This window comes from Corallococcus interemptor, assembly GCF_003668875.1.
Taxonomy (GTDB): Bacteria; Myxococcota; Myxococcia; order Myxococcales; family Myxococcaceae; genus Corallococcus; species Corallococcus interemptor.
The window spans coordinates 1-19,244 of the sequence record NZ_RAWM01000036.1 but is presented as its reverse complement, the minus strand read 5'-3'; the positions used below and the strand labels follow the sequence as shown (position 1 = coordinate 19,244).

At 69.6% G+C, this 19,244-nt stretch carries 16 protein-coding genes; 12 read left to right on the top strand and 4 right to left on the bottom strand.

The window, feature by feature from the left end; translation table 11 throughout:
• Nucleotides 1-123: 123 nt before the first annotated feature.
• Nucleotides 124-687, top strand: a complete 564-nt coding sequence (locus tag D7X96_RS15865; RefSeq protein WP_244219598.1) for a cysteine dioxygenase — start codon at nucleotides 124-126, stop codon at nucleotides 685-687.
• Nucleotides 688-690: 3 nt separating this feature from the next.
• Here the strand turns inward: D7X96_RS15865 and sppA are convergent, their stop codons facing one another.
• The gene (gene sppA, locus D7X96_RS15860; RefSeq protein WP_120548173.1) at nucleotides 691-2,484 is read right to left on the bottom strand and encodes a signal peptide peptidase SppA; all 1,794 of its coding nucleotides are present in this window, start codon (nucleotides 2,482-2,484) and stop codon (nucleotides 691-693) included.
• 253 nt (nucleotides 2,485-2,737) lie between these two features.
• On the opposite strand from sppA, the gene D7X96_RS15855 reads away from it, so the two are divergent.
• Entirely contained in the window at nucleotides 2,738-3,724 is a 987-nt protein-coding gene (locus D7X96_RS15855; RefSeq protein WP_121770097.1) for an aldo/keto reductase, read from the top strand.
• Nucleotide 3,725: 1 nt separating this feature from the next.
• Here D7X96_RS15855 and D7X96_RS15850 read toward each other — a convergent pair whose 3' ends face one another.
• On the bottom strand, nucleotides 3,726-4,136 hold the full coding sequence (locus tag D7X96_RS15850; RefSeq protein ID WP_147442725.1) for a hypothetical protein: 411 nt from the start codon (nucleotides 4,134-4,136) through the stop codon (nucleotides 3,726-3,728).
• A 251-nt stretch (nucleotides 4,137-4,387) separates the two neighbouring features.
• Here D7X96_RS15850 and D7X96_RS15845 point away from each other — a divergent pair, with 251 nt between their 5' ends.
• The 6 genes from D7X96_RS15845 (at nucleotide 4,388) to rsmG (ending at nucleotide 11,926) form a co-directional block, all read left to right on the top strand.
• Entirely contained in the window at nucleotides 4,388-7,198 is a 2,811-nt protein-coding gene (locus tag D7X96_RS15845; RefSeq protein WP_199747030.1) for a M16 family metallopeptidase, read from the top strand.
• An 11-nt stretch (nucleotides 7,199-7,209) separates the two neighbouring features.
• Nucleotides 7,210-7,671, top strand: coding sequence for a macro domain-containing protein (locus tag D7X96_RS15840; RefSeq protein WP_120548177.1), 462 nt, complete (start codon nucleotides 7,210-7,212; stop codon nucleotides 7,669-7,671).
• A 23-nt stretch (nucleotides 7,672-7,694) separates the two neighbouring features.
• Nucleotides 7,695-8,240 (top strand): glutathione binding-like protein, encoded by a 546-nt coding sequence (locus D7X96_RS15835; RefSeq protein ID WP_121723956.1) that lies wholly within the window; start codon nucleotides 7,695-7,697, stop codon nucleotides 8,238-8,240.
• A 112-nt stretch (nucleotides 8,241-8,352) separates the two neighbouring features.
• Nucleotides 8,353-8,907, top strand: coding sequence for a hypothetical protein (locus D7X96_RS15830; protein ID WP_147442726.1), 555 nt, complete (start codon nucleotides 8,353-8,355; stop codon nucleotides 8,905-8,907).
• Nucleotides 8,908-9,354: 447 nt separating this feature from the next.
• On the top strand, nucleotides 9,355-11,196 hold the full coding sequence (gene mnmG / locus D7X96_RS15825; protein ID WP_121770096.1) for a tRNA uridine-5-carboxymethylaminomethyl(34) synthesis enzyme MnmG: 1,842 nt from the start codon (nucleotides 9,355-9,357) through the stop codon (nucleotides 11,194-11,196).
• Between the two features lie 76 nt (nucleotides 11,197-11,272).
• Nucleotides 11,273-11,926 (top strand): 16S rRNA (guanine(527)-N(7))-methyltransferase RsmG, encoded by a 654-nt coding sequence (gene rsmG / locus D7X96_RS15820; protein ID WP_120548181.1) that lies wholly within the window; start codon nucleotides 11,273-11,275, stop codon nucleotides 11,924-11,926.
• Nucleotides 11,927-11,942: 16 nt separating this feature from the next.
• On the opposite strand, the gene D7X96_RS15815 is transcribed toward rsmG, so the two are convergent.
• Entirely contained in the window at nucleotides 11,943-13,103 is a 1,161-nt protein-coding gene (locus tag D7X96_RS15815; protein WP_121770095.1) for an FAD-dependent oxidoreductase, read from the bottom strand.
• Between the two features lie 398 nt (nucleotides 13,104-13,501).
• Here D7X96_RS15815 and D7X96_RS40960 point away from each other — a divergent pair, with 398 nt between their 5' ends.
• Nucleotides 13,502-13,972, top strand: coding sequence for a helix-turn-helix domain-containing protein (locus tag D7X96_RS40960; RefSeq protein ID WP_244219597.1), 471 nt, complete (start codon nucleotides 13,502-13,504; stop codon nucleotides 13,970-13,972).
• The gene (locus D7X96_RS40955) at nucleotides 13,969-14,268 is read left to right on the top strand and encodes a hypothetical protein (protein WP_244219596.1); all 300 of its coding nucleotides are present in this window, start codon (nucleotides 13,969-13,971) and stop codon (nucleotides 14,266-14,268) included. Before D7X96_RS40960 ends, D7X96_RS40955 begins: the two co-directional genes overlap by 4 nt.
• Nucleotides 14,269-14,275: 7 nt before the next feature.
• Here the strand turns inward: D7X96_RS40955 and D7X96_RS15805 are convergent, their stop codons facing one another.
• Complete coding sequence (locus tag D7X96_RS15805; protein ID WP_121770126.1) at nucleotides 14,276-14,989, bottom strand: SDR family NAD(P)-dependent oxidoreductase; 714 nt, start codon at nucleotides 14,987-14,989, stop codon at nucleotides 14,276-14,278.
• A gap of 99 nt (nucleotides 14,990-15,088) precedes the next feature.
• Between D7X96_RS15805 and D7X96_RS15800 the strand changes: the two genes are divergently transcribed.
• Nucleotides 15,089-15,481, top strand: a complete 393-nt coding sequence (locus D7X96_RS15800; protein ID WP_121770094.1) for a VOC family protein — start codon at nucleotides 15,089-15,091, stop codon at nucleotides 15,479-15,481.
• Nucleotides 15,482-18,267: 2,786 nt separating this feature from the next.
• On the top strand, nucleotides 18,268-19,059 hold the full coding sequence (locus D7X96_RS15790) for a ParA family protein (protein WP_120548196.1): 792 nt from the start codon (nucleotides 18,268-18,270) through the stop codon (nucleotides 19,057-19,059).
• Nucleotides 19,060-19,244 lie beyond the last annotated feature (185 nt).

Below are 19,244 nucleotides of genomic sequence, written 5' to 3'. Positions count from 1 at the left end.
CCTCAATCCTTGAGGGGGGGACGACAAAGCGGACGTTCATTGGCAGACCCCAGGGTGGCCGCATGTCGCAGACGTCCCTAGCCTGTAAGCATGGCTGATGCGTGCCTGAGAGAGTTCGTGCGGATGCTCCGCGCGCGCCGTGCTTCGCCCGGGGGCCTGGCCGGGGTGGACGCGGAGATGGCGGGGCTGCGGCTGGAGCCTTCCAGCCTCAAGCCCTACCTGCACTTCCTGCCGGGCCGCTACACGCGCAACCTCGTCCACCGCGACGAGGGCATGGAGATCATCCTCAACTGCTGGTCGCCGGGGACCGTCTCCCCCGTCCACGACCATGACGGCCAGGAGTGCTGGTTCAGCATCCAGCGCGGCCACTTCCTCCTGGAGAACTACGCGCTCCTGGAGGGCGGGACGGAGCCGGGCCTCGCGCGGCTGGGGGCGCCGGTGCGCGTGGGGCCGGTGGGCGCCGGACACGTGGACTTCCGGGACCCGGCCGCCTCCATTCACCGGGTGAGCGTGGCCGGCAACGCGCCGGGCATCACGCTGCACGTCTACGCGGGCCCGGTGGCCAGCTGCCTGGTGTTCGATCCGCGGCGCCACCGCTGCGCGTCGCACAGCTTGCGCTACCACAGCATCTTCGGGCGGCCGGTGCGGCCCAACGAGGGCCGCGTCCCGGTGCCCCTGCACGTCTGAGCGCTACCAGCGCACCTCCGGCAGCGGCGCGTACAGCATGCGCCCCTCCGCGCCCGGCCCGGTGAGGCCCAGCTTCGCGCCCACGCGGTACACGGCCCGCACCTGCTCCAGCACCTGCGAGGACATGGCGGCGTGGCTTCCGGCCTCGTCGTCGCTGTTGTCCGCCTCGTGCTTGCCCAACAGCTCCGACAGCACCTGTCCGGTGGGCCGGGGGCGCGGGAAGACGACGACGCGGACCTGCGCGTCCTTGTCCAGCTTCGCGGCCTGCTTCGCCAGCTCCAGCGCCTTCGGGTAGCCGCCGAGCGCGTCCACCAGCCCGCGCTCCAGCGCGTCCTCACCCGTCCACACGCGCCCCTTCGCGACCGCCTGCAGCTTCTCCAGCGGCATGTTGCGCGCCTGGGCGGCGCGGCTGGTGAAGTCCAGGTAGATGGTGTCCAGCTCGGACTCCAGCTGCGCGCGCTGCTCGGGGGTGAACTCCTGGTCGGAGGAGGCGAAGGTGGCGTTCTTGCCGAAGGCGATGGTGTCGAAGTTCACGCCCAGCTTCGCCCACAGCTCCGACGTGACGAACTTGCCGTTGTACACGCCGATGCTGCCCGTCAGCGTGCCCGGCTGGGCCACGATTTTGTCCCCGGCCATGGCCACGAAGTAGCCGCCGCTGGCCGCGTACGTGCCCATGGTGACGATGACGGGCTTGCCCGCCTCGCGCGCGCGCTGCACTTCCCGGCGGATGGTGTCGCTGGCGGAGTAGCTGCCGCCCGGGCTGTCCACGCGGAAGACGATGGCCTTCACGGACGGGTCCTCCACCGCCTTGCGGAAGGCCGCCGCCACCGTGTCGCCGCCCATCACCTGCCCGCCGAGCGGGTTGGACTGGCTCTTGCCGCGCAGCACCTCGCCCACGCCGTAGATGAGCGCGATGGTGGAGGTGCCCGTCTGGTGCGGCCGGCCGGCGCGCTCCAGGTACTTCTCCACGTAGAGGAACTCCGCGCCGTCACCGGCCTGCTGCTTGAGCTCGTCGTGGATTTCATCGCGGTAGCGCAGCCCGTCCACCAGCTTCGCGTCCACGGCCGCCTGGCCCATGAAGGGCGCGCGGTCGATGAGCGCGCGCACCTCGTCCTCGGACAGCTTGCGGCCCTCGGCCACGCCCTTCACCACCTGGCGGAAGAGGCTGCCGCCATAGGCCTCCGTGGCCTCGCGCTGGTGGGGGCCGTAGGACTCGTCGGTGAAGGTGTTGACGGCGTTCTTGAACTCGGCGCGCTTGCCGAACTCCGGCTTCACGCCGAACTTCGCGAAGGCGTCACGCGCGAAGGGCGTCTCCATCGTCAGGCCGGTGAGCCCCACGTCGCCGGAGGGCTGGATGTAGACGGAGTCGAAGGCGCTCGCGAGGTAGTAGGCGCCGGTGCCGTTGCCCGCCTCGCCGAAGCCGTCCGCGTAGGCCACCGCCCGCTTGCCCGATGCGCGGAACGCCTTCACCGCGTCCCGCAGCTCCTGCACCTGCGCCGCGCTGCCCGGCTGGCCAATGCGCACCACCAGCGACTTCACCCGGGAGTCCGTGGCGGCCTTCTCCAGGCCCTCCACGACGTCCCGGAGTGACGTGGGCTCCTCGCCGAACGCGCCCGCCAGGGACGTGTCCAGCGTGTACTCGGGCAGCGGCTGCTGGAGGTCCAGCTCCAGCACCAGGTTGGACGGCACGCCCGGCTTGCTCGACGCCGCGAGCATCAAGAGCCCCACCACACCCACCACGAAGAGGATGGACAGCGCTCCAATGAAGGCCAGCGCGCCAATGAAAATGCGTTTCATCCGGAAGGACTCCTGGTTCCCACGTGCCCCCGAGGGGCGTTCCCCGACCTTCAAGCGGCCTACCATCAACGCACGCGCGGGACGACGCTTGCGTGCGATGCACTGACAGGCGGCGGACGGGGAGCCAGGGCCCGCCCGTCCTGGTGGCCGGGGGGCGGGCCGGCACCCGGGGCCGTGCGGGGGCCGCCGCGGTGCACACCGTCCTTCTTTGGAGCCAGGGGAGCCAGGGGCGGCCGGCCCCGGGAGGTACGGGATGCAGAAGCGACGGTTGGGCAATTCCGACATGGAGCTGACCGCGCTGGGGTTTGGCGCGTGGGCCATTGGAGGGGGCGGCTGGGCGTTCGCCTGGGGGGCGCAGGACGACGCGCAGTCCATCGAGGCCATCCAGCGCGCGCTGGATTCGGGCATCAACTGGATCGACACGGCGGCGGTGTATGGCCTGGGCCACTCCGAGGAGGTCGTGGCGAAGGCGCTGAAGGGCCGGGATAAGCGGCCGTATGTCTTCACCAAGTGCGGGATGGTCTGGGATGACGGGGGCAAGGTCAGCCGCAGGCTGAAGGCGGACTCGGTGCGCAAGGAGTGTGAGGCGTCCCTGCGCCGGCTGAAGGTGGATGCCATTGATTTGTATCAGGTGCACTGGCCGGTGGAGGCCGGGGCGGAGCTTGAAGAGGGCTGGACGGCGCTGGCGGAGCTGCAACGGCAGGGCAAGGTGCGCTGGCTGGGGGTGTCCAACTTCAATGTCTCTCAGTTGGAGCGGGTGCGGCGCATTGCGCCGGTGACGTCGTTGCAGCCGCCGTACTCGATCATCCACCGGGACATCGAGGATGAGCTGCTGCCCTACTGCCAGACGCAGGGCCTTGGCGTGATTGTGTATTCACCCATGGCGTCCGGCCTGCTGACCGGAGCGATGACACGCCAGCGCATCCAGGCGATGCCGGACGACGACTGGCGCCGGAACAGCGAGGACTTCCAGGAGCCGAAGTTGTCGCATCACCTGTCGCTGGTGGAGCGGATGCGTGAGGTGGGCGCGAGGCATGGGCGTTCTCCGGCGGAGGTGGCCCTGGCCTGGGCGTTGCGGGATCCGGCCGTGACGGCGGCCATCGTGGGGGCGCGCAGTGGGAAGCAGGTGGATGGCTTCATCCACGCGGGGGACTTCCGGCTGACGTCCGAGGAGGTCCGCGAGGTGGAGGAGGTCCTGGGCTCCGGCTCCGCGATGGCGCCCGGGGGCATCTACGCCTGAGTCAGTGCTCCCCTTCCCCGCCCACGGTCCGCTCCAGGGTGACGATCCGCTCCCGGTCGGAGGACTGTGCATCCGCGAGGTGGTTCAGCGCGCGGCCCACCTGTCCGAACATCCGGATCTGCGTGCTTTTGATTCCATGCACTTCCTGCGTCAGGGTCGAGACGTGCGTGGTGAGCTCCCCCACGTTGTCCCGGAACTCATTCATCTCCGCATCCAAGGCACTGACTTGTTCAGAGATGGCATGGATCCGATCCGACATACGCTGGGTCTTCCGGAAAAGGACCCGGCACTTCATGTGGACCGTTCTCAGCGCCCTTTCCGTCCGCGCGAACTGCTCCTTCGATTCCTCCTGCATCTCGCGGAACTCCTGCAGCATCCGCACCATCACGTCCCCGCCCGTCGCCGTCGCCAATCCGTCCCTCCTGATGATGGGCTGCGTACCTAGCACCTTGTCCTGACATGACATTGCATCCAACCTCCGGTTCGGATCCGCGCCAGGATACATGACAACCCGTGGGGTAGGAAGTACGGCGCAGGACCTGGGACGGACAGCGGATGTCCCCGCGTGGACGCCTGCCCTCAGAGCATGGGTTTCTCGGGATGGGAGGACCCGGTGGAGCGGTTAGAAGTCCCGTGCCCACTCCTTTGTCCCCCGAGGACCGCATGACGCGTCGTACCCCGCTCGCCCTGCTGGCTGTCCTGCTCGTGACGGCTTCACCCGCGTGGGCTTTGGCTCCGGCTCCTCTTCCCAAGCCCACCGCGGCTGCTCCCGCGAAGCCCGCCGCGCTGACGCCCGTCGCGAGCGTGGAGGGCATCACCGAATACCGCCTGCCCAATGGCCTGCGCGTCCTGCTCTTCCCGGACCCCACCAAGGCCACCGTCACCGTCAACGTCACCTACCTGGTGGGCAGCAAGCACGAGGGCTACGGCGAGACCGGCATGGCCCACCTGCTCGAACACCTGATGTTCAAGGGCACGCCCACCACCCCCAACGTGCCCCAGGCGCTGACCGAACGCGGCGCGCGCCCCAACGGCACCACGTGGCTGGACCGCACGAACTACTACGAGACCCTGCCCGCGTCGGACGACAACCTGTCCTGGGCGCTGTCCTTCGAGGCGGACCGCATGGTCAACAGCTTCATCGCGCAGAAGGACCTGGACAGCGAGATGACCGTGGTCCGCAACGAGTTCGAGTCCGGCGAGAACGACCCGCGCGGCATCCTCTTCAAGCGCACCATGAGCGCCGCGTACCTCTGGCACAACTACGGCAAGGCCACCATCGGCGCGAAGGCGGACCTGGAGCACGTGCCCATCGACCGGCTCCAGGCCTTCTACCGGCGCTACTACCGCCCGGACAACGCGACGCTCGTCATCGCCGGCCGCTTCCAGCCGGAGAAGGCCCTGGCGCTCGTGCAGTCCACGTTCGGCAAGCTGCGGAAGCCCTCGGAGCCCGTGCCCCTCACGTACACGGAGGAGCCCACCCAGGACGGTGAGCGCGAAGTGACGCTGCGCCGCGTGGCGGACAACCAGTTCCTCACCAGCATCTACCACGTGCCCGAAGGCGCCCACCCGGACTTCGCCGCCATCGACGTGCTCACCGAGGTGATGGGCGACGTGCCGTCCGGCCGCCTCTACAAGGCGCTCGTGGAGACGAAGAAGGCCGCGCGCGCCAGCGCGTTCAACTTCCAGCTGCGCGACCCGGGCGTCATCGGCTTCAGCGTGGAGGCCCGCAAGGATCAGCCGCTGGGCCCCGTGCGCGAGACGCTGATCAAGACCGTGGAGGAGGCCTCCCGCACGCCCTTCTCCGACGAGGAGGTGAACCGCGCGAAGGTGAGCCTCGCGAAGCAGGCGGAGCTGCTGCTCAACAACTCCGAGCGCGCCGCCATCCTCCTGTCCGAGTGGGCCGCCGTGGGCGACTGGCGCCTGCTCTTCCTGCACCGCGACCGCATCGAGGCCGTCACCCCCGCGGACGTCACCCGCGTGGCCGCCACGTACCTCAAGGGCTCCAACCGCACCCTGGGCACGTTCCTGCCCACGGCGAAGCCGGACCGCTCGGAGCTGCCGCCCCCGGTGGACGTGGCGAAGATGGTGGAGGGCTACCAGGGCAAGGCCGCCGTCGCGCAGGGCGAGGCCTTCGACCCCTCCCCCGCCAACATCGAATCGCGCGTGCAGCGCGGGGAGCTGCCCAACGGCGTGAAGTACGCGCTCTTGCCCAAGAAGACGCGCGGGGAGATGGTCAACCTGGCGTTGGATCTGCGCTGGGGCACCGCGGAGGCCGTGAGCGGCAAGCTGACCGCCGCCTCCTACGCGGGCGGCATGCTGATGCGCGGCACGAAGAAGCACACCCGCCAGCAGCTCTACGACGCGCTCGACAAGCTCAAGGCCCGCGTGGGCGTGGACGGCGGCTCGATGGGCGCCAGCATCTCCATCGAGTGCCCTCGCGCGAGCCTCCCGGAGGTCCTCAAGCTGGTGACGGAGGTGCTTCGCGAGCCCGCCTTCGACGCGAAGGAGTTCGCCCTGCTCAAGCAGGAGCGCCTGGCCTCGCTGGAGTCGCAGAAGAGCGAGCCGCAGCCCCAGGCCAGCATCGCGTTCTGGCGCGTGCTCAGCGCCCAGTACCCCAAGGGCCACCCGTACTACATCCCCACGCTGGAGGAGCGCCTGGCCGACGCGAAGGCCGTCACGCTGGAGCAGGTGCGCGACTTCCACCGCCAGTTCTACGGCGCCTCGCGCGGGGAGATGGCGGTGGTGGGTGACTTCGACGCGAAGGAGCTCACCTCGCTCGTGGGTCCCCTGCTCGATGGCTGGAAGAGCCCGGCGCCGTACGCGCGCGTGCCCCGCACGTTCCAGGCCGTGCCCCCGAAGTCCGTGGTGCTGGAGACGCCGGACAAGGCCAACGCGTACTTCCTCGCGGGGCAGATGCTCCAGCTGCGCGACGACGACGCGGACTGGCCCGGCGTGATGATGGGCAACTTCATGCTGGGCGGCGGCTTCCTCAACTCGCGGCTGGCCACGCGCGTGCGCCAGCAGGACGGCCTGTCCTACGGCGTGGGCAGCAGCGTGTCCGTCGAGGAGCTGGACCCGGTGGGCTGGTTCCTCACGTACGCCATCTACGCGCCGCAGAACGCCCAGAAGCTGGAGGCCGCCATGCGCGACGAGGTGACCCGCGCCGTGCAGAAGGGCTTCACGCCGCAGGAGCTGGACAAGGCGCGCGCGGGCCTCCTGGAGTACCGCCAGTCCGCTCGCGCGCAGGACGGCACCCTGGCGCAGCAGCTGGTGGATCGCCTGTACCTGGGGCGCACGCTCGCGTTCGACGCGGACGTGGAGGCGAAGCTCCAGAAGCTGACCCCCGAGGACGTGCGCAAGGCGCTGTCCAACCACCTGGACTTCAGCAAGGCGACGTTCGTGCGCGCGGGTGACTTCGCGGGCGCGTCCAGGAAGCAGGCGCCGGTGCCAGCGCCGGGGGCGGCCAACTAGAGTCCGCGCCCATGCCCGTGCGAGTGGTGGAAGGCGACCTGCTGGACCAGCCGGTGGACGCCATCGTCAATGCGTGGAACCGGAACATCATCCCCTGGTGGCTGCTCTTGCCCCAGGGGGTGTCCGGGGCCATCAAGCGCCGGGGCGGCACGGCGCCCTTCCGCGAGGTCGCGCGCGTGGGGCCCATGCCCCTGGGCTCGGCGGTGGTGACGGGGCCGGGGCGCCTGCCCTTCAAGGGCATCATCCACGTCGCGGGCATCAACATGCTCTGGCGCGCGTCCGCGCGGTCCATCCAGGACTCGGTGCGAAACGCATTGGCTCGCGCCGGGGAGCACGGCTTTGGCTCCGTGGCGTTCCCCATCATCGGCGCGGGGTCCGGGAGCTTCGACGAGGACCGCGCGCTGGAGCTGATGCGCGAGGCCCTGGGGGATGCCCCCGCTTTCGACGTGCGCGTGGTGCGCTTCCGCCGTTAGACGCGCACGGCTTCACGCACGCGATGGCCATCAACCCCAATGGCCGCATCCCCGCCATCGTGGACCGCGCGGAGGGTGACTTCGCCGTCTTCGAGTCCGGCGCCATCCTCCTCTACCTGGCGGAGAAGACGGGCCGGCTGATGCCCTCGGACGCGAAGGGCCGCTCCCTGGTCACCCAGTGGCTGATGTTCCAGATGGCCGGCGTGGGCCCCATGCAGGGGCAGGCCAATGTCTTCTTCCGGTACTTCCCGGAGAAGATCCAGCCCGCCATCGACCGGTACCAGAACGAGACGCGCCGCCTGTACACGGTGCTGGAGAGCCGCCTGAAGGACCACGAGTACCTGGCCGGCGACTACAGCATCGCGGACATCGCGAACTGGGCGTGGGTGCGCATCCACGACTGGGCCGGCGTGTCCGTGGACGGGCTGCCGGGCGTGCAGCGCTGGCTGGCCGCCATCGAGCAGCGCCCCGCGGCGCAGCGCGGCCTGAAGGTCCCCGCGCCTCGCGAGGAGAAGCCCAAGACGGAAGAAGAGGCCCTCCAGCACGTGCGCAGCTTCCTCCAGCGCTGAAGCACCCTCCCCTCCCCTGCCCCGTCATGCATGGACCCGGACATCCGGCCCGGGTGTGCACATGATGGGGCCGTGCAAGGCTCCCCATCCGGGAGCCCGGGGAGTGGATGACATGGAAGTGGTGCGGAGCCTGGGCCGGTGGGCCGGACTGTGTCTGGCATTGGGACTGTGGGGCGCGTGCACGCCGAGCGGCGGCACCGTGCGCGCGTCGCGGGACAACGTGGCGCCGGATGGCTGCGCGCCGGCCACGTGCTCGCAGGCGATGGTGGCCTGTGGGCGGACGCCGGACGGGTGTGGGGGCTTCATCGACTGTGGCGACTGTCAGGCCGGCACGTGCACGAATGGCCGCTGCGTGGCGCCGCCGGTGCCCGCGGAGCCGAAGAAGGAGCCCTCGGGTCCCATCAGCACGTGCACGCCCGGATGCAAACCCAACGAGTCCTGCGTGGACGACCGCTGCGTCTGTCAGCGCGCGACGTGCGCCACGCTGGGGCTGAAGTGCGGCACCGCGGACGACGGCTGCGGCGGCGTGTTGCAGTGTGGCGCGTGCGTGCCGGCGTGCCGCCCGGATGAGATGGAGTGCTGCGGCGCGTGCATCCCCAGGTCGGACGGGCGCTGCCCGGAGAACGTGCACTGCCCTTCCCGGTCGAACCCGCCGGCCACCCGCTGACGGGCCCGGAACCCGGAATGTCAGACCCCCCCGCTATACCCTTCCCCGTCGCGCACACGGGAGGTCCGCCGGCCTCGCTGGTTCGAGTCCGAAATCCCATGCGCCCTCACCGCACGGGCAGGCCTGGCTCCCGTGTGTGCGACGCCATGTGAAGGCACGAGGGTCTGGGGGACTCGTGCGGGCAAGGTCCCATGGATGCCATCGCCGTCGAGGGCCAGAGACGCCACCGGTGTGTCAGGCGCGCCCCCGGCGGATCCACGATGACTGGTGCGCGCGAGGCGGGCGGCGTTGTTACCCCTCCCACTGCCCGCCTCGCGTGCTCCCGAACTCGTGGGCATGTCTGTGTTTGGGCCACCGCCCCGGTGGGTGGGGAACCAGCCGGGTGAACGGCGTCCCCATGCCCGGCTTGCCACGGACGCGTCCGGGCGTGATACCCCCCGGGACGCGATGGAACTCCGATACGACATCGTCGTGGTGGGCCTGGGCCACGCGGGCTGCGAGGCGGCACTCGCTTGCGCTCGCATGGGCCTGTCCACCCTGGGCGTGACGCTCAAGCGCGAGCGCGCCGCCGTGATGAGCTGCAACCCCGCCGTGGGTGGCACCGCCAAGGGCCACCTGGTGCGTGAGCTGGATGCGCTCGGCGGACAGATGGGACGCGCGGCGGACCTCGCGGGCACGCACGTCAAGATCCTCAATCCCTCCAAGGGCCCCGCCGTGCAGGCCACTCGCGTCCTCTGCGACCGCGACGCGTACGCCGCCGGCATGCAGGCCGTGCTCTTCACCCAACCCAACCTCACCGTGCGCGAGGGCGAAGTCGCCGCCGTCGTCGCGGAGGAGGGGAGGGTGAAGGGCGTGGTGCTGGGCGACGGCACCCAGGTGGTGGCCCGCGCGGTGCTCCTCACCACCGGCACCTTCCTGCGCGCGCTCATGCACGTGGGCGAGCAGAAGGAGGTCGGTGGCCGCCTGGGTGACGAAGCCGCGCGCGGCCTGTCGGAGTCACTGCACTCGCTCGGCTTCACCCTGGGCCGCTTCAAGACGGGCACTCCCGCGCGCCTGTCCCGCGACAGCATCGACTGGGACGCCGTCACGCCGCAGCACGGAGACACCGGCGTGCGGCCGTTCTCCTGGCGCACGCAGCTGGAGCAGGGCCTCCCGTTCCCGCGTCTGCCCCCGGTGATGTGTGGCCTCACCGCGACCACGGAGGCGACGCACCAGCTGCTGCGCGGCAACCTCCACCGCTCACCGCTGTTCCAGGGGGACATCGTGGGCCGGGGGCCGCGGTACTGCCCGTCCCTGGAGGACAAGGTGGTGCGCTTCGCCGCTCGCGAACGGCACCAGGTGTTCCTCGAACCCGAGGGGCCCACGTCGCCGCTCGTGTACCCGGCGGGCCTGTCCACCAGCATGCCCGCGGACGTGCAGCTGGAGTTCCTGCGCACCATCCCCGGCCTGGCCCGCGTGGAGGTGGTCCGCTACGGCTACGCGGTGGAGTACGACTACGCGCCCCCCACCCAGCTGCACGCCACGCTGGAGACGAAGGCCGTCGCGGGCCTGTTCTTCGCGGGTCAGCTCAACGGCACCTCCGGCTACGAAGAGGCCGCCTTCCAGGGCCTGTGGGCCGGCATCCAGGCGGCGCTCCAGGTGAAGGGCGAACCGCCGCTCGTCGTGGGCCGCGATGAGGCGCACGGCGCGGTGCTCGTGGATGACCTGGTGACCAAGGGCGTGGATGAACCGTTCCGCATGTTCACCAGCCGCTCCGAACACCGGCTCCGCTTGCGCGAGGGCAACGCGGACCTGCGGCTCGCGCGTCACGGACATCGCGTGGGGCTGTTGCCGAAGGAGGCCCTGGAGCGCGCGGAGGCCCGGGCCCACGCGGTGGCGGAGGAGGTCGCGCGGCTCAAGCGCTCCGGTCTGGCGATGCGGCTCAAGCGCCCGGAGGTGACGTACGCGCAGCTGGCGCAGGAGCGCGAGGACTTCCCGGCCCTGGCTCCCGACGTCGCGGAGGAGGTGGAGGTGGAGGTGAAGTACGAGGGCTACATCGCCCAGGCCGCCCGGGCCGCCGCGCGCGAGGCCGAGGCCTCCGACCGCTGGCGCATCCCGGACGCGTTCCGCTTCACGGACGTGCGGGGCCTGAGCACGGAGGCGGTGGAGAAGTTGTCCGCGCACCGGCCCGGGACGGTGGGGCAGGCTCGGCGGATTCCGGGCCTGACGCCTGCCGCGGTGTCGCTGCTCCTGGTCGCGCTCAAGCGAGGGCAGGGGCTGTCAAGTGATCAGGAACAGGGCTGTGGATAACGTGTGGATATTTCTGGGGATCCATTTCTCCTGAATGATTCCAAGGACTTGAAGGGCCCTTCGGGGTGGAGGTGTTGTGGATAACGCGCGGTTCGCAGATCTGCTGGCCTCGGGATGCAGTGCGTTGGGCGTCTCCGTGGGACCGGACGTGGGGCCGAAGCTCCAGCAGCTGATGGCGGAGCTTTTGAAGTGGAACGCGAAGGTGAACCTCACGGCCATCACCGCGCCGGAGGAGGTGCTGGAGAAGCACTTCCTGGACTCGCTGGCGGTGCTGCCGGAGGTGAAGGGCGCGACGTCGCTGCTGGATTTGGGCGCGGGCGCGGGCTTCCCGGGGCTGCCGCTCAAGCTGGAGCTGCCGGACATGGGCGTGACGCTGGTGGACACGGTGGGCAAGAAGATCGCGTTCATCAAGGCGGCCGCCGCCAGCCTGCGCCTCACCGGCGTGCGCGGACTTCACGCCCGGGCGGAAGGGAAGCCGGAGGCGGAGGGGATTCCGCGCGCGCAGGTGCTCATCGCGCGAGCGTTCATGGACCTGCCGGACTGGCTGAACCTGGCGCCCGCGTACGTGGAGGAGGGCGGGCGCGTGGTGGCGATGCTGGGCAAGGCGCAGACGGACGCGGAGCTCCAGGCGCGCGCGGCCGAGCGCCACCTGCGCGTGGTGTCCGCCCGGGCATACCGGCTCCCGTTCTCCGGCGCCGAGCGTCAGGTCGCGGTGTTCGCGAAGCAGTAGGGGAGGGTGGCCGGCTTCAGGGCGCGCCCGCGCCGGCCCGCTCCTGCTGGATCATCCGGAAGTGCTCCAGCACGTGCTCGAGCGCGTGCTCGGAGACGAAGTCGAGCCCCTGCATGGAGGCCGCGGCGGCGGAGGCCGCCCGTTCGAACATGGCCTCCTCGTAGCCCTGCACGGCGCGGCTCCAGTCCGGATCCGCCGCGAGCGCGAGCCCCAGCTCCAGTCCATCAAGCATCGCCATGTTCACGCCCTCGCCAGCGAAGGGCGGCATGACGTGGGCCGCGTCCCCGAGCAGCGTCACCCCGGGCCGGTGCGTCCACCGGTGGCCCACGGGCAGCGCGACGATGGGGCGCTCGCTGATGCGGTCATTGCACGCGTCGATGAACGCGAGCAGGGACGGCGCCCACCCCGGCAGCAGCGCCTTGAGCTGTTCGCGGGCCCGGGCCGGGGAGGATGTGTCCACGAGTCCCTGGCGGAGCTGCGCCTCGGACACCCGGAACATGAAGTAGGCGCGCACGTGGCCGCCGCTGCTGCGCTGGGCGATGAGGCCCTGGTTGTTGCCGACGACGGAGATCTTCCCTCGAGGCAGCAGCTTCGCGACCGCCGGGTGCCGCGTGTCCACGTCGTCGATTTGAAGCTCGATGAAGAGGATGCCCGTGAAGGCCGGCGTCGCCGGGGACACGAGCGGGCGGATCCGCGACCACGCACCATCCGCGCCGACCACCAGGTCGAACTCGCCGAGCACGCCCGCCGGGCCCATGACGCGGTAGCGGCCGTCGGGGAGGGGCTCCACGGCGGACACCTTGCTTCCCCAGCGGATCCGCTCCGAAGGGAGGCTGTTCAAGAGGAGGGAGCGCAGCTGCGTGCGGTCGATTTCCGGCCGGTCTCCGTCGCTCGCTTCGTTGTGCTGGAAGTGGAGCGTCCCCTGGGCGTCGTAGATGGCGTCGCCCTGGTCGTCGTACCGGGCCACGGCCTTGAACCCTGACTCCAGCCCGGCCTCGCGAAGCGCGCGCAGACCGGAGTCGGCGTGCAGGTCCAGCGAACCTCCCTGGGGACGGGCGAGCGGGTGCTCATCCAGTTCGAACACCGTGGCCGTGATGCCCCGGGTGGAGAGGATTCGCGCCAGCGTCAGCCCACCCGGACCACCGCCGATGATTCCTACTGTTCTGGTTGTTTGCATAGGCTGCTATGTAAATCAGGATAGCAACCTATGCAACTGAACCGGGCCGACTGCCTCGGGTTCATGAGAGGGCAGGGGAGTGGAGTCACGGGTGGAGCGTGGCGGCGATGACCGTGGAACACGGCGTGAGTGGATCCGCGACTTCGACGGAGCTTCGATGCATCACGTCGTCACCCCAGTAGGGAGGGCCGTCTTGTCCGAGGCGCGAAACCTGTCGGACAGTCGGACAGGTTTCGCCCGCCGCGCGGCTGGGGGAGCCCGCTTCAACGGATCCGCTTGAACCTGTCCGACAGTCGGACAGGTTTTGGAGAACCGCGTCGGGGAGGCGGACCTCGCTCGGATCCGCGCGAACATCGTGCCCATGCCTCGTGCGAACCGTTCGCCTGACGTGCCTCGGAGTGACGGACACCTCCCGCAACCCCGGGCGTGCTGAGCTCGCGCGCTTCCTTCGCAGCCGCCGTGAGCGATTGCTCCCGGAGGACGTGGGACTTCCCTCCGGTTCGCGGCGGCGCACGCCGGGCCTTCGCCGCGAGGAACTGGCGCGGATCGCCGACGTGGGCGTCAGTTGGTACACGTGGCTGGAGCAGGGGAGGGACATCCACGTCTCCGAACCGCTGCTGGAGCGCCTGGTCGTCGCGCTCCGCCTCACGCCGACGGAACGCCTGCACCTCTTCGAGCTCGCGCACGGCCGCCCCGCGCCCAGGGCCGTGCGCTCTCCGGACTCCGTCAGTGACGCGCTTCAGCGGCTGCTCGACGCGCATCCCTTTCCGGCGCTCGTCTCCACGCGACGCTGGGACATCATCGCGTGGAACGCGGCGGCCACCGTCCTCTACTCGGACCTGGCACTGCCCTGTGGGCGCTGTTCATGAATCCGGACCGGCGCGCGCGCATGCCTTCATGGGAGGAGGCGGTGCGCCGCGAGGTGGCGGTTTTCCGGATGGACGCCGCGCGCGCCGCGGACCGGTCGGAGTTCGACGTGGTGGAGACACCCTCCCTATTAAAGGTGCTCGTCCTTCCAGAGCTGGGACCCATCGAGTTCGAGAACGTCACGCTCACGTACTCGGAACCGGATGGGCGGGAGCTGCGCGTGTCCTTCTATGCGCCGCATCCCGGTCCCTACCTGGAGCGCACCCGCGCGCTGTTCCTGCAACGGGCGCGGACGTAGCGCGGACTCAAGGGTTGAAGCGGACGCCGGTCCACGCCTCGCTCGCGGTCCACAGCCGGTCAGCTTGTTTCGGAGCCACGGCCTGGTCCTTCACGCCGCGCCGGATGGTGGCATCGGGCGGAGCCATCACGGCGATGTCCACGTTCTCGCAGTAGACGCCGCCCCTGTTCTCAAGCTGGGGACTGGTGGCGCACCAGACCGTGGTCGCGGCGCCCTGCTCCGGCGTCTTCATCGGCTCAATCTTGTTCGAGTTCTCGATGGAGGCGCGGACCTCCTCCTCGGACATGGGCCGGACCAGCTCCGTGAGGATGCCGCCGGGATGAACGGCGAACGCGCGGACCCGGTGGGCCTCACCGCGCGCATCGCGGGTGAGCGGCGTGGCCATGATGCCCGCGTTGTTGATCAGCAGGTGCAGCGGCCGGCCGGACGCGAGGAAGCGCGAGGCGAACGCATCAATAGATGCCGGGTCGATGAGGTCCAGTGGCTCCAGCTCCACGCCCTCCAGTCCGGCGAGCGCCGCGCGCGCCTTGTCGGGAGTCCGCGCGGGGACGATGACGGTGGCACCCGCGGCGTGGAGCGTGCGGGTGGTCTCCAGTCCGATGCCCGCGTAGCCGCCGGTCACGATGGTGACGGCGCCCTCCAGCCGGGTGTTGCCGAGGGCCTCGCGGGCGGTGGTGGTCGCGCCGAAGCCGGAGTTCAGGGGCTGCTGTTTCGTGGTCATGGGCACAAGGTGCAGGCCCGGGTCCCGCGCGAAAAGAGCGTCAATTCATCCTATGAGTGGCACCACCTGGATGCGGATCCGGGAAGGGGAGGGCACTTCATGGACACGGTGAAGCTGCGGGTCGCGAGGCCGGCCCGGGACCTGGACGCGGTGGTGCGCTTCTACCGGGACGGGTTGGGCTTCGAGGTGCTCGGACGGTTCGAGGACCACGCGGGGTTCGACGGCGTGATGCTCGGGCACCCGGGAGCGCCGTACCACCTGGAGTTCACGGTGGAGCGAGGACACGAAGCGCCGCGAGCGCCATCCGAGGACCACCTCCTGGTGTTCTACGTGCCGGATCCGGAAGCGTGGTCCGAACGGGTTCACCGCATGGAGGCCGCGGGCTTCCCGCCGGTGCCGTCGCGCAACCCGTACTGGGACTCGAACGGAAAGACCTTCGAGGATCCGGACGGCTACCGAGTCGTGCTCCAGCGAGCCGCCTGGTCGCGCTGACCCGCGTGAAACGCCAGCGCGTGTTCCACGTGGAACACACCCAGGTCCGATGAGCGTGACCCCGGTGGATGAGCGGCTTCATGTTCCACGTGGAACGTCCATGGCGGGGAGCAGCTTGCTGCCCATGTTCCACGTGGAACACGCGAAGGCAGAAGGCGGACCGGTGGAGCTGAAGTGGCCGGGGGCGAAACCTCCGCGAAGCATCTTGAGACGCTGCGCGAAAGCCCGCTCATGAAGGACCGGACTCAAGCCGTTGTCCGCACGGCGCGCGAGTTCGGCCCGCATCACGTTGCGGCTTCGCAGCTGCGCATGGACTCGATGCCTTGAGTGCGCGGCAATCCGGCTCCTGATGAGGCAGCGCTGGAAGGGATGAAGCGATGGAGGCACGGGCTGAGTGGTCGGCCGGTGTTCCACGTGGAACACGGCCGGCCTCCGGTCCGTGCGTGGAGGCGCTGTCGAACAAGCGTTGAAGCGGTGCTCGACGGTTCGCGGTGCCGTTGGACGTGACTGCTCTGGAGCGCTCGATGAGGCGCAGGGAAGGGGAGCCAGTGCTCATGCGGCTTCGCATGTTCCACGTGGAACACGCTTCAAGAAGGGGCTCACCTGGCCGCTTGGACCACGGCCGTCGGCGTGAGGGGCTGGGCGTGGGGAGTGCCGTGGAGCGGTGAAGAAGGGGCCGCATGAACGGCCTCACATCAGGCACCGCAACGCTCCCATGCGTGGACCTTTGGATGCCGGATCCACGCACGCCTCCGTGATGCGGTGGATGCGAAGCGAAGTGGATGAAAGGAAGCCCCAGGCCGGCTGCCCGTGCTCCAGCCGTGGTGCGGAACGCATGCGCTGGAAGAGGTTCATGCACGCGCTCATTTGAAACCCGTGTGACGTGTTCCACGTGGAACGTGCCGATGGATCCACTGCCTTGGGCACCGTGGTCTGGACCAGCGCAGGACCGTTCCTTCGTCCAGGCATGTTGGCGAAAGCAGGAGCTTGTTCCACGTGGAACTCCTGCCCGCCGGTTGAGTCCTTCGCGGCCACGGTGCTCATGAAGCACTGGGTGTCTGTTCGAAGCGGTGAGGTCGCGAAGGCATGCGCGTGTTCCACGTGGAACGTCATGCCGGGAGGCAACGCTTCCGCCAGCACGGCGTGAAGAAGCGCTGCCCGTTGTTCGAAGCGAAGGAGTCGTGGGGCTCATGGGTGTTCCACGTGGAACGCCCACTGCGGATCCACGTCCACGCATGCGTCACCTGCGCGAACGCCAGGTCGGTGGTCGCGATGACGTGAGCGTGTTCCACGTGGAACGCCCCGCGCTGGCCTGTGGCTGCGGGCCAGTAGTGGAGACGCTGGATGCTGAAGCTTCTTGAGCACAGGGAGCTTCTTGAACGCGTGACGTGTTCCACGTGGAACGGCCTCAGGCGCGTCCGGGGCCGTGAACTGGGGGTGGCCATGCCGATGCCGCGCTCTTCTTCACGCCGCATGTTCGAAACGGCGTGCGCGTGTTCCACGTGAGGGCGTCGTGTTGAGCCTCGGACCTGAGTGAACGGGACCCGCGCGGAGGTCGAACCCGTGCGAGCTGTTCCACGTGGAACGCCGGGCACGGACGTGCGGCCTTGGACTGACGCAGCCAACGAAGCGCGGCCGGGCAGACTTCCTCAAGGTGATGGCGAACCGTTCACGCGAGTTCCACGTGGAACGGTCGCTGGCCGAACCGCCGTCGAATGGGCCATCCCGAAAAGGACCGCCCCGTTCATCCGCGTGGCGGTGCGCGTGGTCGTCGCTCACGTTCAACGCGGGCACCTCAGCGAGGATGCGCGACCTTCAACCGGCGCGGTCCACGAAGCGTGTCGAGTCGTTCAGCGCGTGGCGGTGCGCAGGCCGACGCGCGTGTTCTCCGGGAACCTCCCGGCACGGGGGCGCGAGCTTCAACCGGCGCGGTCCATGAAGCGCGCTGGGTCGTTCATCCCGTGCCCATGGCGGTGCGCATGCCGCGCGCACGTTCCGTTGCGGACCTCCCGGCACGGATGCGCGACCTTCAATTGAAGCGACCCGTGGAACGCGTTGGACCCCTCATCCGCGTGGCGGAGCACATGCCGACGCGGACGTTCCGCTTCCGGCCTCCCCGTATGGATGCGCGAGCTTCAACCGGCGCGGTCCACGAAGTGCGCCGGGTCGTTCATCCTTGTGCACGAAGCGCACCGGCGTTCTCCCCGGTGGCGGCAGTGTTCACGCCCTCGCGCGAGTTCCATGCGAGACGCCTCCCCGGATGGACCAACCTGGAAGAGCACCGCCGTTCGTCCGCATGACGGTGCGCATCGGTCGCGCGAGTTCCATGTGGAACGGCTGCCTGGATGGACCGGCTCGGACGACGCGGTTCCGAAAAGCACTAGGGTCATCCGCGCGGTGGCGGGGCTCAGGTCCTCGCGAAAAGGGCTCAGGTGTTCCGCCGACCGTGGCTGGAACCACGGCGCCGCATGAACCCACGAAGCCGCCAACACGAATCCCCCGCGCGCGACCCCCTGAAAAACCCAACACCCTTCCGCCCCGCACGGAATCGCCCTTCCGAAAGCAGCCGGGCAGGCACGCCCACGTCCCCCCATCCGCGCGAATTTCCGCCGTTCACCCACCTTCGAGCGAGGGGCCGGGCAGGGCTCCGGCGCCACCGTGGATGGGAAATTGATCCGTCCTCGAACCCCGTGCTAGCTGCCTGATCAGGCTCCGATTCGCGCGCACGTCCGCGCGAACCGCGAGCGGGGCTCTGGCGTCAGCCGGAGCGAGAGAGGATGGGCCACGTGGGTCGTATCATCTGCATCTCCAACCAGAAGGGCGGCGTGGGTAAAACCACCACCGCCATCAACCTCGCCGCGAGCCTCGCCTCCGCGGAGCGCCGCACCCTGCTGGTGGACATGGACCCCCAGGGCAACGCCGGCAGCGGCCTGGGCCTCAAGCGCGAGAACCTCACCGGCACCGTCTACGACGCACTCCTCGGCGGCCGCCCGGCAGCCGAGCTGGTCCACCCCACCGAGCTGCGCTTCCTCCAGGTCATCCCCGCCACGCCCGACCTCACCGGCGCGGAGGTCGAACTCGTCAACCAGGAGCGCCGCGAGTTCCGCCTGCGCGAAGCCCTGCTGCCGCTCAAGGACAAGTACGACTACATCATCATCGACTGTCCGCCCTCGCTCGGCCTGCTCACGCTCAACGCGCTGGTCACCGCGGACTCCGTCCTCATCCCGCTCCAGTGCGAGTACTACGCGCTCGAGGGCCTGTCGCAGCTCACGCACACCATCGACCTGGTCAAGCAGGGGCTCAACCCCTCGCTGAAGATGGAAGGCATCCTGCTGACCATGTTCGACGCGCGCGCCAACATCGCCCACCAGGTCGTGGACGAGGTGCGCGGCTACTTCAAGGACCAGGTCTTCCAGGCCGTCGTGCCGCGCAACGTGCGCCTGTCCGAGTGCCCGTCCTTCGGCAAGCCCATCATCCTGTACGACATCAAGTCCAAGGGCTGCGAGAGCTACCTGGCCCTGGGCCGCGAGCTGATGCGCCGGGACTCCCCCAAGCCGTCCAAGCGCCGGGTCGCCTGACCGGCCGCCTCCTTAATAGAAGCGAATGGTGGGACCGGGTGCCCGGTTCGCCGTGAAGCACCCAACAGGCCCATGCGCGCCGGCCCTCACGGCGGCGCGGGGAGTTCCCAACCGCCGTGCAGAAGAACGCAGACACCCAGAAGCGCGCCCTGGGCCGGGGCCTGTCCGCCCTCATCCCCCAGGCC

Coding starts and splice junctions, on each gene's coding strand:
- D7X96_RS15835 (WP_121723956.1), top strand. CDS start 7,695: ATGGCCATCAACCCCAATGGCCGCATCCCCGCCATCGTGGACCGCGCG.
- D7X96_RS15830 (WP_147442726.1), top strand. CDS start 8,353: ATGGAAGTGGTGCGGAGCCTGGGCCGGTGGGCCGGACTGTGTCTGGCA.
- D7X96_RS15805 (WP_121770126.1), bottom strand. CDS start 14,989: ATGACCACGAAACAGCAGCCCCTGAACTCCGGCTTCGGCGCGACCACC.
- mnmG (WP_121770096.1), top strand. CDS start 9,355: ATGGAACTCCGATACGACATCGTCGTGGTGGGCCTGGGCCACGCGGGC.
- D7X96_RS40955 (WP_244219596.1), top strand. CDS start 13,969: ATGAATCCGGACCGGCGCGCGCGCATGCCTTCATGGGAGGAGGCGGTG.
- D7X96_RS15855 (WP_121770097.1), top strand. CDS start 2,738: ATGCAGAAGCGACGGTTGGGCAATTCCGACATGGAGCTGACCGCGCTG.
- D7X96_RS15800 (WP_121770094.1), top strand. CDS start 15,089: ATGGACACGGTGAAGCTGCGGGTCGCGAGGCCGGCCCGGGACCTGGAC.
- sppA (WP_120548173.1), bottom strand. CDS start 2,484: ATGAAACGCATTTTCATTGGCGCGCTGGCCTTCATTGGAGCGCTGTCC.
- D7X96_RS15865 (WP_244219598.1), top strand. CDS start 124: ATGCTCCGCGCGCGCCGTGCTTCGCCCGGGGGCCTGGCCGGGGTGGAC.
- D7X96_RS15815 (WP_121770095.1), bottom strand. CDS start 13,103: ATGCAAACAACCAGAACAGTAGGAATCATCGGCGGTGGTCCGGGTGGG.
- D7X96_RS15845 (WP_199747030.1), top strand. CDS start 4,388: ATGACGCGTCGTACCCCGCTCGCCCTGCTGGCTGTCCTGCTCGTGACG.
- D7X96_RS15840 (WP_120548177.1), top strand. CDS start 7,210: ATGCCCGTGCGAGTGGTGGAAGGCGACCTGCTGGACCAGCCGGTGGAC.